This window comes from Brevundimonas sp. C43 (assembly GCF_030732185.1).
Taxonomy (GTDB): domain Bacteria; phylum Pseudomonadota; class Alphaproteobacteria; order Caulobacterales; family Caulobacteraceae; genus Brevundimonas; species Brevundimonas diminuta_C.
Genome location: NZ_CP132231.1, coordinates 1,402,892 through 1,414,835, shown reverse-complemented (window position 1 = coordinate 1,414,835; position 11,944 = coordinate 1,402,892). Strand labels below are relative to the sequence as shown.

General features: G+C 65.9%; 12 protein-coding genes and 1 tRNA gene. 8 read left to right on the top strand and 5 right to left on the bottom strand.

All coding sequences use genetic code 11. The annotated features are described in order from the left end of the window. Positions 1 to 137: 137 nt before the first annotated feature. The 4 genes from Q9R14_RS07150 to Q9R14_RS07135 form a co-directional block, all read right to left on the bottom strand. Positions 138 to 1,625, bottom strand: coding sequence for a Ppx/GppA phosphatase family protein (locus Q9R14_RS07150; protein ID WP_306003952.1), 1,488 nt, complete (start codon positions 1,623 to 1,625; stop codon positions 138 to 140). Next, positions 1,625 to 3,841 carry an RNA degradosome polyphosphate kinase gene (locus tag Q9R14_RS07145; RefSeq protein WP_055804537.1) on the bottom strand — a complete coding sequence of 739 codons (2,217 nt, stop codon included), beginning with the start codon at positions 3,839 to 3,841 and terminating at the stop codon, positions 1,625 to 1,627. The genes Q9R14_RS07150 and Q9R14_RS07145 overlap by 1 nt, the downstream gene beginning before the upstream one ends. A gap of 60 nt (positions 3,842 to 3,901) precedes the next feature. Continuing rightward, positions 3,902 to 4,582 carry a DnaA/Hda family protein gene (locus tag Q9R14_RS07140; RefSeq protein ID WP_306003951.1) on the bottom strand — a complete coding sequence of 227 codons (681 nt, stop codon included), beginning with the start codon at positions 4,580 to 4,582 and terminating at the stop codon, positions 3,902 to 3,904. An 86-nt stretch (positions 4,583 to 4,668) separates the two neighbouring features. Then, positions 4,669 to 4,956: a YciI family protein gene (locus Q9R14_RS07135; protein WP_066623334.1), complete on the bottom strand. Its 288-nt coding sequence runs from the start codon at positions 4,954 to 4,956 to the stop codon at positions 4,669 to 4,671. 165 nt (positions 4,957 to 5,121) lie between these two features. Between Q9R14_RS07135 and aspS the strand changes: the two genes are divergently transcribed. The 8 genes from aspS (at position 5,122) to rplA (ending at position 11,158) form a co-directional block, all read left to right on the top strand. Continuing rightward, positions 5,122 to 6,954: an aspartate--tRNA ligase gene (gene aspS, locus Q9R14_RS07130; RefSeq protein WP_306003950.1), complete on the top strand. Its 1,833-nt coding sequence runs from the start codon at positions 5,122 to 5,124 to the stop codon at positions 6,952 to 6,954. A 141-nt stretch (positions 6,955 to 7,095) separates the two neighbouring features. Next, positions 7,096 to 7,230, top strand: coding sequence for a hypothetical protein (locus Q9R14_RS07125; RefSeq protein ID WP_255366430.1), 135 nt, complete (start codon positions 7,096 to 7,098; stop codon positions 7,228 to 7,230). A 93-nt stretch (positions 7,231 to 7,323) separates the two neighbouring features. Next, a complete protein-coding gene (locus tag Q9R14_RS07120) occupies positions 7,324 to 8,658 on the top strand; it encodes a hemolysin family protein (RefSeq protein WP_210416064.1) in 1,335 nt (444 codons plus the stop codon). Positions 8,659 to 8,754: 96 nt separating this feature from the next. Then, positions 8,755 to 8,830: transfer RNA gene (locus Q9R14_RS07115), tRNA-Trp, on the top strand. A gap of 70 nt (positions 8,831 to 8,900) precedes the next feature. Beyond that, positions 8,901 to 9,215, top strand: coding sequence for a preprotein translocase subunit SecE (gene secE, locus Q9R14_RS07110; protein WP_306003949.1), 315 nt, complete (start codon positions 8,901 to 8,903; stop codon positions 9,213 to 9,215). Positions 9,216 to 9,228: 13 nt separating this feature from the next. Continuing rightward, positions 9,229 to 9,804, top strand: coding sequence for a transcription termination/antitermination protein NusG (gene nusG / locus Q9R14_RS07105; protein WP_017506694.1), 576 nt, complete (start codon positions 9,229 to 9,231; stop codon positions 9,802 to 9,804). A gap of 229 nt (positions 9,805 to 10,033) precedes the next feature. Continuing rightward, positions 10,034 to 10,465 (top strand): 50S ribosomal protein L11, encoded by a 432-nt coding sequence (gene rplK / locus Q9R14_RS07100; protein WP_055754816.1) that lies wholly within the window; start codon positions 10,034 to 10,036, stop codon positions 10,463 to 10,465. Positions 10,466 to 10,468: 3 nt separating this feature from the next. Continuing rightward, complete coding sequence (rplA, locus tag Q9R14_RS07095) at positions 10,469 to 11,158, top strand: 50S ribosomal protein L1 (RefSeq protein WP_017506695.1); 690 nt, start codon at positions 10,469 to 10,471, stop codon at positions 11,156 to 11,158. 64 nt (positions 11,159 to 11,222) lie between these two features. Here rplA and Q9R14_RS07090 read toward each other — a convergent pair whose 3' ends face one another. Then, entirely contained in the window at positions 11,223 to 11,831 is a 609-nt protein-coding gene (locus Q9R14_RS07090) for an NAD(P)-dependent oxidoreductase (protein ID WP_306003948.1), read from the bottom strand. Positions 11,832 to 11,944: the final 113 nt, after the last annotated feature.

The window sequence follows — 11,944 nt, the reverse complement described above, 5'->3', positions numbered from 1 at the left end:
GGGAGGGGGACCGCGAAGCGGTGGAGGGGCTCTTGAAGTCCCACAGCCCCCTGCAACGCGTCGAAGAACCCTCTCCGTCACGGCGCTGAAGAAGCGCCGCACCAGCTCCCCACCAAGTGGGGAGGAGACGGGTCGCCTTAAATCTTCAGCCCCAGGTCCATCGCCTCGGCTAGGGCCTTGGCGCGCTTCTTGGTCTGTTCGCCCAGGAGGACGTCGGCGTAGCCTTCGGTCGCGGTCAGGCGCAGGTCGCCGCCTTTGACCTTGGCGGTGGCGTTCGCCATCAGCTGGGGTGAGCGACCGGATAGGTCGCAGGCCAGCCGGATGGCCAGGCCGATGGCGCGGGCGCGTTTGGCGGCGGCGGCGTCGAGCAGGCGGTCGATGACCTCGGGCTGAGGCGTGGCGGGCGCCCCGCCGTAGCGGGCGTTCATGGCGCTGGCCAAAAAGGCGCGTTCGGTGTGGCTGATGCCCGCGACGGGCGCGCGCAGAACCTGGTCGAAGACAAGCTCCAGCCGGTGATCCGGGTGCAGCCGCGCGCCCAAGTCCGCCAGACGGCAGGCGGCGCTGACCAGCACGGCGTCGCGTTTCTCGCCGAACACCTCGGGCAGGGCGGCGACGATTTCGGAAATCCAGCCGTTCAGCGCGCCGGGCAGGGCGGGGGCCACGCCTTGACGACCGCCCAGGGCGGTGCAGCCGGCCAGAAGCGGATCTGCTGTCCGCGTCGCCTCGTCCAGCGTCTCGAAAAGCAGGCCCTCGCGCACGCCCCACGCCGACATCTCAATCTGTTTGAGACCGAGATGTTTGATCAACGCTTCGAGCACCAGGCCGGCGTAGGGCAGGGTCTCGGCGCGCTTCTTCGACACGCCGGGCAGTTTGGCCAGGCTGGCCGCCGACTGTTGCGCGACCAGACGCGCGGTCTCCAAAGCCTCATCGGCCGACATCTGATACTGATGCACGACCTTCAGCGGATAGGATTTCAAGCCCATCTGCACCTGGGCCAGGGTCCGCCAAGCGCCGCCCACGGCGTAGAGACGCTCGCTCTTGAACTGGCCTGCGATCGGTTTCAGGGCCTGATCGATACGGGCCTTGATGCGCTCGGCGTCGAAGGCCTTGCCGTCAGCCAAGGCAAACGGACCCAGCGGCAGGGTCAGGCCATTCTCGACGCCATCTCCGTTCAGCCGGGTCAGCTCAAGACTGGCGCCGCCCATGTCGGCCGAGACGCCGTGAGCCAGGGGGGCGCCGGCCAAGACGCCCATGGCCGCATATTTGGCCTCTTCCTCACCCGACAGGACGCGGATTTGAAGACCGGTCTCGGCGGCGACGCGCTCGCAGAACTCCGGCCCGTCCAGGGCTTCGCGCACGGCGGCGGTGGCGGCGATCAGGGTCGCGTCCGGCCGCACGCCTTCCAGCACGGCGGCGAAACGGCGCAGCGCCGTCATCGCCATGACCACGCCCTCGGGCGACAGCTTGCGCGTCGTCGGCAGGTCGCGGCCCAGGCCGGCCAGGACCTTCTCATTATAGACGGTCCAGATCGCGCGGCCTTCCAGCCGATACAGGACCAGGCGAACCGAGTTTGAACCGATGTCGATCGCGGCGATGTCGCGGTCGGTAAGCATGATGTCGGGCATCAGCGGCCTGGACGCTCATAGCGCAGGACGGCAGGCAGGCTCTTGGCCTTGCGGCCGCGCCCGGACAGGCTGGGGTTGGTCATGAAGTATTTGTGGGCCGAGAAGGGCCGCTCAGGATCGGCGGGAGTGACGCGTGTATAGCGTCCTTCGGCATCCAGCACCCAGCTTTGTGCGTCGTCCTTCAGATTGGCGACCATGATCTGGTCCAGCACCTGATCGTGGACGGTGGCGTTACGAATCGGCGTCATCAGCTCGACCCGGCGATCCAGGTTGCGCGTCATCCAGTCGGCCGAAGAGATGAAGACCTTGGCCTTGTCATGCGGCAGGTCCTTGCCATTGGCGAAGCAGACGATGCGACTGTGTTCCAGGAAGCGGCCGACGATCGACTTGACCCGGATATTCTCCGACAGGCCCGGCACGCCGGGACGCAGGCAGCAAATGCCGCGCACGACCAGGTCGATGCGCACGCCCCACTGGCTGGCCCGGTAAAGGGCGTCGATGATCTCGACATCGACCAAGGCGTTCAGCTTGACCCAGATGGCGGCGGGCTTGCCCATGGCGGCCGCCGACATCTCCTTGCCGATCAGTTCGATCAGGGTGGCCTTCATGTTCAGCGGCGAGACGACCAGGGCCTCGAGGTGGTCCGGCGTCGCATAGCCGGTGATGTAGTTGAACACCCGCGTCGCATCGCGCCCCAGCACGGGGTCGCAGGAGAACAGCGACAGGTCCGTGTAAACCTTGGCCGTCACGGGGTGATAGTTGCCGGTGCCGAAGTGGCAGTAGGTGCGCAGGCCCTCGCCCTCGCGCCGGACCACGACGCTGACCTTGGCGTGGGTCTTGTATTCGACAAAGCCGAAGACGACGTGGACGCCGGCCCGCTCCATCGCCCGCGCCCAGCGCAGATTGGCCTCTTCGTCGAAGCGGGCCTTCAGTTCGACCAGGGCGGTGACGTTCTTGCCGTTCTCGGCCGCCTCGATCAGGGCGGCGACGATGGGGCTGTCCTTGGAGGTGCGGTACAGCGTCTGTTTGATGGCGATGACGTTAGGGTCGCGCGCGGCCTGACGCAGGAACTGAACCACCACGTCGAAGCTCTCGAACGGATGGTGGATCAGCAGATCCTTTTCGCGGATGGCCGCGAAAACGTCGCCGCCATTGTCGCGGACGCGTTCGGGATAGCGGGGTTCATAGCCCTTGAACTTCAGGTCCGGGTGGCCGCCGGGGATCAGGTCCGAAAGCTGGGCCAGGCCCAGCATGCCGTCGACCAGAACCACGTCCTGGGGCGCGGCCTCCAGCTCGCCGACGATGAAGTCGCGCAGATCGACAGGCATGGACGCCTCGATCTTGACCCTAACCACCGAGCCCAGACGACGCTGCTTCAGCGCCTCCTCGAACTCCAGCACCAGGTCCTCGGCCTCTTCCTCGATTTCGATGTCCGAGTCGCGGATCAGGCGCAGGACGCCCTTTTCCTGCACCTCGCAGCCGGGGAACAGGTGGTCGATGAACAGCAGCAGCACGTTTTCCAGCGTGATGAACCGCTTGTGCCCCGGCGTGGAGCGGCCGTCGGTCGGCAGTTCCCAGAACCGGCGAACCTGGGTCGGCACCGGCACCAGGGCGTAGAAGGTCTTGGTCTCGCCCTTTCGCTTCAGCTTCAGCGCCAGGGAGAAGCCGAGGTTGGGCAGGAAGGGGAAGGGGTGGGCCGGGTCGATGGCGAGCGGCGTCAGGACGGCGAAGAGCTGGTTCAGGAACTCGGGTTCCAGACGCTCGCGCTCGGTTTTGGTGATCTTCTGGCGATCGACGATCTCGATGCCGGCGACCGTCAGCTCCTTCTTCAGCTGACGCCAGCGCAGCTGCTGCTCCGCCATCAGCTCGCCGGCGGCGATGTTGATCCGCTCCAGCTGTTCGGCAGGCGTCAGACCGTCGGCGGACAGGACGCGCAGCCGTTCGCGCAACTGACCCTTCAGGCCGGCGACGCGGGTCATGAAGAACTCGTCCAGGTTATTGGCCGAGATGGACAGGAACCGCAGCCGCTCCAGCAGCGGGTGGTTGGGGTTGGCGGCTTCTTCCAGAACCCGTTCGTTGAACGCCAGCCACGAGGTTTCGCGATTGAAGAACCGGCTGGGCGAGGCCATCAGCTCTTCGCTCAGCGCCAGTTGAGGGGCGCGAGAGGCGGGAACCTCTTCGCCTCGGGTGTCGTCATGGATCGCGGCGTCGGTCATGAACCGGTTCTCGCGCGCGTGTGTGACGGCCGCAAGCGGGCGCCGAGAAAATGTCGCGGGTCAGTCGGCGGCGGCATCCATGGCGTCCAGCACCTGACGCGCCAGAACGCGCGTGACCGGGCGGTGGAGGGCGTCCAGACGTTCGACCACCGCGGCGGCGGTCTCGGCCGAGCGGTCCAGGCGGCGGACCAGATAGTCGATCACGTCGTCGGACGGGGTGATGCTGCGTTCGGCGAAACGGGCGCGCAGGATGGCCGACAGGACCGCGTCGTCGGGCGCGGCGATGGCCACGGCGCGCACTGCGTCCAGCCGTGAGCGCAGGTCGGGCAGATCGACCGACCACTGGCGCGGGGCCGAACGCGACACCAGCAGCAGGGCGCCGCCGCCGGAGTTGGCCAGATTGATCAGATGAAACAGGCTTTCGTCGTCGGCGTCCGCCGCGCGGTCCAGCAGGACCGGCCGGCCTTCGAGTTCCAGCGGATCGATCAGCGCGGCCTCGGCGCCGTTCAGCGGCACGGCGCCGACCCGCTCGGCCCACTCGGCGGCGAGGCGGCTCTTGCCCGACCCCGGCGGTCCGTGCAGCGCCAGGACGGCGCCCGCGCCGTCGGGCCAGCGGGCCAGAACGCGCACGGCCTCGGCGTTGCTGTCGGAGGTCACGAAGGCCTCGCCCGCAACCGGCCGCTCCAGCGGCAGACGCAGCTGGTCGGTCGTCGTCGGGGGCAGGGCGCTCAGCGCGGACATGCGCCTGTCATAGCAGAGGCCGGCGTTAACCGCGTCAGGTCCGCTCTGTTGGTTGCGGGGAGCGAACCGCGCCCCTGTGGATGAAATCAGGCGAATTCGGCCAGGGCGGGATTCAGCTTGCCGGCCTTGAACTCGGTCACCGTATAATCGGCCAGGCCGTGAACCTGGAACGGATCGTCCTTCAGCAGGGTCTCCAGCTCTTGCTTGGTCCCGCCGCTGCGCACCACCAGAATGCCGCCGGTGCGCGGGACCATCGGCCCGGCGGCGATGATCAGGCCGCTGGCGACATGCTGATCCAGCCACGCGCGATGCTCGACCGTCCGCGCCTCGATGGCTTCGATGGGCTGGGTGTAGGTGATGGTGACGATGAACATGGGGGCCTCGGGCGGGATGGAAGCGCCAGATATCATGCGCGGCGGCAGGCTTTGCAACGGCTGAAACCTTGACTTTCCGGGGCGATGATGCGCCCTACGCCGCTTCGATTTCGGGCGCCGACGGCGTCGGATTCCACCGCCCAGAGACTCCAGACGGTTCGTTTCATGCACGCCTATCGCTCTCACACCTGCGGCGCCCTGCGCGCCTCCGACGCCGGTTCCGCTGTTCGCCTGTCGGGCTGGGTTCACCGCAAGCGCGACCACGGCGGTTTGCTGTTCATCGACCTGCGCGACCACTACGGCCTGACGCAACTGGTTCTGCACCCCGAGACGCCGGGCTTCGCCGCCGTGGAGCGTCTGCGCGCCGAGAGCGTGATCAAGGTCGATGGCGAGGTGGTCGCGCGCGACGCCTCGGTGGTGAACCCCAACCTGCCGACCGGCGAGGTCGAGGTGCGCGTCCAGGGCGTCGAGGTGCTGTCCGAAGCCGCCGAACTGCCGATGCCGGTCTTTGGGGATCAGGAATATCCCGAGGATATCCGCCTGGCCAACCGCTTCCTGGATCTGCGCCGCGAGCGACTGCACAAGAACATCGTGCTGCGCTCCAAGGTGATTTCCTCGATCCGCCGTCGCATGGTCGATCAGGGCTTCCTGGAGTATCAGACGCCGATCCTGACGGCCTCGTCGCCGGAAGGCGCGCGCGACTTCCTGGTGCCGTCGCGACTGCATCCGGGCAAGTTCTATGCGCTGCCCCAGGCGCCGCAGCAGTTCAAGCAGCTGCTGATGGTCTCGGGCTTCGACCGCTACTTCCAGATCGCGCCGTGCTTCCGTGACGAAGACCTGCGCGCCGACCGGTCGCTGGAGTTTTATCAGCTCGACGTCGAGATGAGCTTCGTGACCCAGGAAGACGTCTTCGCCGCCATCGAGCCGCTGATGCACGGCGTGTTCGAGGAGTTCGGCGACGGCAAGCCGGTCTCGGCCATCGACGGCGTCCATACCTTCACCAACGACTTCGGCGAGACGTTCGAGCACAAGGGTTTCGAGCGCCTGACCTACGCCCAGTCGATGGCCTGGTACGGTTCGGACAAGCCGGACCTGCGCAACCCGATCAAGATGCAGGTGGTGTCGGACCATTTCCGCGACGGCGGCTTCGGCCTGTTCGCCAAGATCCTGGGTGCGGACGACAAGAACGCGGTCTGGGCCATTCCGGCCCCCACGGGCGGTTCGCGCGCCTTCTGCGACCGCATGAACAGCTGGGCGCAGGGCGAGGGCCAGCCGGGCCTGGGTTATATCTTCTGGTCCGAGGACCAGGGCGCCTGGGGCGGCCCGATCGCCAAGAACCTGGGTCAGGAACCGACCGAGGCCCTGATGTCGTCGCTCGGTCTGGGCCAGGGCGACGCCGCCTTCTTCGTCGCCGGCCTGCCTGCGACCTTCGCCAAGTTCGCCGGCCTGGCTCGCACTCGCGTCGGCACGGAGCTGAAGCTGGTGGACGAAGACCAGTTCAAATTCTGCTGGATCGTCGACTTCCCGATGTTCGAATGGTCGGAAGACGAGAAGAAGGTCGACTTCAGCCACAACCCCTTCTCCATGCCGCAGGGCGGACTGGAGGCCCTGGAGAACCAGGATCCGCTGACCATCCGCGCCTATCAGTACGACATCGTCTGCAACGGCTATGAGCTGTGTTCGGGCGCGATCCGGAACCACAAGGCCGAGATCATGCTGAAGGCGTTCGAGATCGCCGGCTATGACGCCTCGGTGGTCGAGGAGCAGTTCGGCGGCATGCTGAACGCCTTCCGCTTCGGCGCCCCGCCGCACGGCGGCCTGGCCCCCGGCATCGACCGCATCGTCATGCTGCTGGCCGGCGAGACGGCCATACGCGAGGTCATTGCCTTCCCGCTGAACCAGCAGGGCGAGGATCTGCTGATGAACGCGCCGACCGAGGCCGAGGAGCGCCAGCTGAAGGATGTCCACATCCGCACGGCGCTGCCGATCAAGGTGTGATCGGCGAGGTCTGATCAAGGACGAAGAATGGGGACGCTTCGCGGCGTCCCCCTTTTTGTTCGCGCCCAAGGCGAGCACGATTGCCTGCAACCGTTGACCGGGATTTACGTTCGGATCGGACGTTAATCTTTCGGTAACCAAATGCGACGCGCCATTCGACTGGGTATCTTCATCGGCACCGTGCTGGGCATGAGCGCCTGCGCGACCCAGTATGACGCCAATGGTCAGCCGGTTTCGGGCGCCTACGGCTCGGTCGAAGCCGGGCGGACGGGCTAAGCGCAAGGAAAACGTGGCGCTGGTCGCCATCCTGCCCTAATGTAGCGCTGCGGACGCCGTCTGTCGCGCCGCGTCGGTCCCCAAACCCCCTAGATGTTACTCATCGCTATTGCTGTCGTTCTGCTCCTGGTGGTGCTCAACGGCTTGTTCGCCATGACTGAATTGGCGGTCGTCTCCTCGCGGAAATCCAAGCTGCAGGCGAGGGCGGAACGGGGCGACCGGGGGGCCCGGGCGGCGTTGAAACTGTCGGAAGAACCGACTCAGTTCCTGTCCGCGGTTCAGGTGGGCATCACCCTGATCGGCATTCTGGCGGGCGCCTATGGTCAGGCGACCATCGCGGGCGAGCTGGATCGCATTCTGGAAGTCGCCTTCCCGGCGCTGGCGCAATACACCGAATTCTTCGCGACCGCCGTGGTGGTCGTGTGCATCACCTATGTCTCGCTGATCATCGGCGAACTGGTGCCCAAGCGCCTGGCGCTGATTTTCCCCGAGACGGTGGCGTCCAAGATGGCCAAGCCGATCTCGACGCTGGCGATCGTGCTGAAGCCCTTCGTCCTGCTGCTGACCGCCTCGACCTCGGGCATTCTGAAGCTGCTGGGCGTCAAGGATCGCGACGGATCGGACGTGACCCAGGAAGAGGTGGCCACCATTCTGGCCGAGGGCACCTCGGCCGGCCTGATCGAACCGGAAGAGCAGGAGATGATCGAGGAGATCATGCGCCTGGGCGACCGTCCGGTGCGGGTGGCCATGACGCCGCGCCATGAGGTGTTCTGGATCGCCCTGGACGACCCCGAGGAGGTGGTGCGCGAGGAAATCCGCACCTGCCCCTATTCGCGCATCGTCGTGGCGCGCGAGAACGATGTCGATAATCCGCTGGGCCTGGTGCACAAGAAGGACCTGCTGGACGCTCTGCTGACGACCGGCAAGATCGATGTGGAGCCGCTGGTCGCCGAGCCGGCCTTCATTCCTCAGTCGACATCGGTGCTGAAGGCGCTGGAAATCCTGAAGGGCTCGCGGGTCCACATGGCCTTCATCGTCGACGAATACGGCGCCTTCGAAGGCGTGGTGACGGCGACCGACATCCTGGAGATGATTGCCGGCGACTTCGACGAGGGCCATGACGAAGAGCAGGCCTGGATCCATCAACGCGCGGACGGGACCTGGCTGGTGGACGGCCAGACCGACCTCGACGATCTCGCCGACACCCTGGGCGAAGACTTCGGCGAGCATGAAGGCTTCCACACCGTCGCCGGCCTGATTCTGCACCAGATCTCGCGCGTCCCGGACGAGGGCGAGGTGCTGCAGGTCGGTCGATTCGAGGTCGAGGTCGTGGATATGGACGACCGCCGCATCGACAAGCTGATCTTCAAGGAACTGGTGAAGGCCGAGGACGAGCGGGATGCCATCGCCGCGCATCTGGAAGACTGATCGCAAGTGTCACATCGCCCTTGAAATGGCGGGCGGTGTCGGGCATACGCCCCCCTCTGGCGAACGCACGGACCTTTCGGGTTTGCGCGGTAGTCTAGGAGTTTAGCTCAGCTGGTAGAGCACCGGTCTCCAAAACCGGGGGTCGTGGGTTCGAGTCCCCCAACTCCTGCCAATCCCCCCTGTCGCTTCCGGATGGGACTTCCCATCTGGGGCGACAGGAACAATTGTGTGAAGAGCAACTGATGGCCAAGGCCAAAACTCCCGGCAAGCGGCCTCAAGGCAGCGCGAAGCCCCAGATGGGCGCCAAGCCTCAAGCGTCCGGCGCCGCCGCCATCACGGTCGATTCGCCCGAGCCCAAGAAGCCCCGCACCAGCCCCGGCCAGTTCCTGAGCCAGGTGCGCGCCGAAGGCCGCAAGATCGTCTGGCCCAGCCGCAAGGAGACCTGGATCACCTCGGTGATGGTCTTCATCATGGTCATCATCGCCTCGATCTTCTTCTGGATCGTGGACACCGGCCTGGGCTACGCCTTCCGCTACATCATCGCTCTCGGATCCTGAGAAAGACGCGCCCATGACCGATGCAGCGCCCGCAAAGCCCGCCAATCCGCGCCACAAGTGGTACATCGTCAACGCCTACTCGAACTTCGAGAAGAAGGTCGCCGAGCAGCTGCGCGATCAGGCCAAGCAGCAGGGCCTGGAAGACGCCTTCTCCGAAATCCTGGTTCCGACCGAGGACGTCGTCGAGATCCGTCGCGGCCGCAAGGTGAACTCGGAACGCAAGTTCTTCCCCGGCTATGTGCTGGTGAAGATGGAAATGACTGACCAGGCCTATCACCTGGTCAAGAACACGCCGAAGGTCACGGGCTTCCTGGGCGCTGCGGGCGGCACCAAGCCCCTGCCGGTCTCCGAGCGTGAAGTTCAGAACATCATCGGCGCCGTGGAAGAGGGCGTCGAGCGTCCCAAGCCCACCATCCGCTTCGACATCGGCGAGAAGGTCAAGGTCATCGACGGCCCGTTCGCCAGCTTCGACGGTTCGGTCGAGAGCGTGGACGAGGAACACGCCCGCCTGCGCGTCGCCGTGTCCATCTTCGGTCGCGCCACGCCGGTTGAACTGGAATACGCCCAGGTGGAGAAGGTCGCGGGCTAAGGCTCACGCACCGGTCAAGATATCAAGCCGCGTCCGAAAGGGCGCGGCTTTTTCGTTTCTGCGGCGAGGGCAGGGCGGTGCGTTGCCTTTCCATCCCCCCTCTGTTACACGCGCGCCTTCGCTCGGCGGGCCTTGGTTCGTGGAGCGGCAAATCCGTGGGAGGCAGCCATGCCGCACCACGGCTCACCGGCTCTGCGCTCGTTCGCCGGGTCATTCATAGGAGAGACCAATGGCCAAGAAGATTCTCGGCTATATCAAGCTGCAAGTGCCGGCCGGTTCGGCCACGCCTTCGCCCCCGATCGGCCCCGCTCTGGGTCAGCGCGGCGTGAACATCATGGGCTTCTGCAAGGAGTTCAACGCGCGTACCGAGAAGGAAGCCAAGGGCACCCCGCTTCCGACCGTGATCACCGTCTATCAGGACAAGTCGTTCACCTTCATCACCAAGACGCCGCCGGCGACCTGGTACCTGAAGCAGGCCACGGGCCTAAAGTCGGGTTCGAAGCTGGTCGGCCGTGAAGTCGCCGGCAAGATCACGCAGGCGCAACTGCGCGAGATCGCCGAAAAGAAGATGAAGGATCTGAACGCCAACGACATCGACGCGGCGGCCAAGATCATCGAAGGCTCCGCCCGCGCGATGGGCCTCGAAGTGGTGGAGGGCTAAACCATGGCCAAGCAAACCAAGGCCTTCAAGGCCCGCACCGGCGTGACCCAAGACCTGCTGCCGTTCTCCGACGCCATCAAGCTGGCCAAGGAAAACGCCAAGGCCAAGTTCGACGAGTCGCTGGAAATCTCGGTCAACCTGGGCGTCGACCCGCGTCACGCCGACCAACAGGTCCGTGGCGTCGTCAACCTGCCGTCGGGCACCGGCCGTGACGTGCGCGTCGCCGTCTTCGCCAAGGACGCCAAGGCCGCCGAAGCCACCGCAGCCGGGGCCGAACACGTCGGCGCCGAAGATCTGTACGAAAAGATCGCCGGCGGCTTCATGGAGTTCGACCGCGTTATCGCGTCGCCAGACATGATGGCCCTGGTCGGCCGTCTGGGTAAGGTGCTGGGCCCGCGCGGCCTGATGCCGAACCCCAAGGTCGGCACCGTGACCCCGAACGTGGCCCAGGCCGTCAAGGACGCCAAGGGCGGCGCCGTCGAGTTCCGCGTCGAGAAGGCGGGCATCGTCCACGCCGGCATCGGCAAGGTCTCGTTCACCCAGGACGCCCTGGAAGCCAACGTGAAGGCCATCGTGGACGCCCTGGTGCGTTCCAAGCCGTCGGGCGCCAAGGGCACCTATGTGAAGCGCATCAGCCTGTCGTCGACGATGGGCCCGGGCTTCAAGGTCGACCCGGCCTCGCTGGGCGCCTAAGTCGAAAGACAAGCCACACTGAAGAACGGCGGGGAGCGATCCCCGCCGTTTTTTCTTGCCCGGATCAGTAAGCCGCTGTGAAGCGGGCGCGGCTGTGCTTGGGGTTCTCCAGCTCGTCGACCATGGCGATGGCGTAATCGGAGAAGCCGATCTTGCTGTCGCCGTTGGCGTCCACGACCAGTTGGTCGGTCCCCGTGCGATAGCGGCCCAGGCGCGGCGTTTCCTCAATCAGGGCGGCCGGGGAGAAGAAGGTCCAGTCGATGTCGATCTCCTGACGCAGGTCGTCCAGGAAGGTCAGGCCGCCCTTGGCGATGGGCTTCCATTCGGCCGGGAACTGCGGCGTGTCGAACAAGAGGACACCGGGCGCGACCTCCAGGCTGGCGGCGCCGCCGGTGACGAGCAGGCGCGGGACGCCGGCGGTCTTCAGCGCGCCCAGGATCGTCGCGGCGGGAACATCGAAGTGCAGGGCGCTGATGACCGCGTCCGAACCCTCGATCAGATCGGCGAGCGCGGCGGCGTCCGAGGCGTCGCCGGCGACAGGCGTGACGCCGGTGGCGCTCGGAATCGCTTCCGGCTTGCGGGCGATGGCGGTGACCGTGTGACCGCGGGCGGCCAGTTCCTTGGTGATTTCCGAGCCGGCGCGACCGCTGGCGCCGAGGACTGCGACTTTCATGGAAGGCTCCTTTGGGTATCCAATGGATACCAGGTGCGATATGGGATGCGCCTATGCAAGACGGCACCTCTCAGACACCTGGTTACCTTCAAGAAACCTGGCTGCGAGGCGAT